2 rRNA genes are annotated in these 1,073 nt (G+C 55.9%); both read right to left on the reverse strand.

The features are described 5' to 3' along the window. A 5S ribosomal RNA gene (gene rrf / locus ABLE93_RS26925) occupies positions 1–81 on the reverse strand; the annotation flags it as partial. 216 nt (positions 82–297) lie between these two features. Further along, a 23S ribosomal RNA gene (locus ABLE93_RS26930) occupies positions 298–1,073 on the reverse strand; the annotation flags it as partial.

The raw sequence follows: 1,073 nt of genomic DNA on the forward strand, positions 1-1,073 counted from the left end.
GATATTACCATTGGCGCAGTCGGGTTTCACGGCCGAGTTCGGGATGGGATCGGGTGGGACACCGACGCTATAGCCACCAGGCAATGAAGCGGGCGGATGCGGGGTTTGGGCTTGGGTGGCCCCGTCGCAATCTGCATTGTGACGGGTTTTAAAATCGATGCACCTTGTCTGCCAGCAGCCCGGACCATTCGGGCGCTGGTGATGTGAAGGTATGTTCTGGCGTTCGACTTGTATCATCCACGCCGTCGCTGACGTTTCGCTGGTGACCCAGGATTGTCATTGATGGTGTGAGACTCTCAAAGCGCGAATAGGACAATTAGTATCGGTTAGCTCCATGCGTTACCGCACTTCCACATCCGATCTATCAAGGTCGTGGTCTCCGACCGTCCTATGAAATCTTATCTTGAGGGAGGCTTCCCGCTTAGATGCTTTCAGCGGTTATCCCGTCCGTACATAGCTACCCTGCTGCGCCGTTGGCACGACGACAGGTACACCAGAGGTACGTTCAACCCGGTCCTCTCGTACTAGGGTCAACTCCTCTCAAATTTCGACGCCCACGGCAGATAGGGACCAAACTGTCTCGCGACGTTCTGAACCCAACTCACGTACCACTTTAATTGGCGAACAGCCAAACCCTTGGGACCTGCTCCAGCCCCAGGATGTGATGAGTCGACATCGAGGTGCCAAACAACCCCGTCGATATGGACTCTTGGGAATCATCAGCCTGTTATCCCCGGCGTACCTTTTATTCGTTGAGCGATGGCCCGTCCACGAGGGACCACCGGATCACTATGACCGACTTTCGTCTCTGCTCGACTTGTCAGTCTCGCAGTCAGGCGGGCTTATGCCATTGCACTCTAACAGCCGGTTTCCAACCGGCCTGAGCCCACCATCGCGCGCCTCCGTTACTCTTTAGGAGGCGACCGCCCCAGTCAAACTACCCGCCACAGAGGGTCCCTGTTCCGGCTTACGGAACGAGGTTAGACATCAGAAAACAACAGGGTGGTATTTCACCTATGGCTCCACACCGGCTGGCGCCAATGCTTCAAAGCCTCCCACCTATGCTACACAGT

The organism is Xanthobacter pollutisoli, assembly GCF_040044995.1.
Lineage (GTDB): Bacteria > Pseudomonadota > Alphaproteobacteria > Rhizobiales > Xanthobacteraceae > Xanthobacter.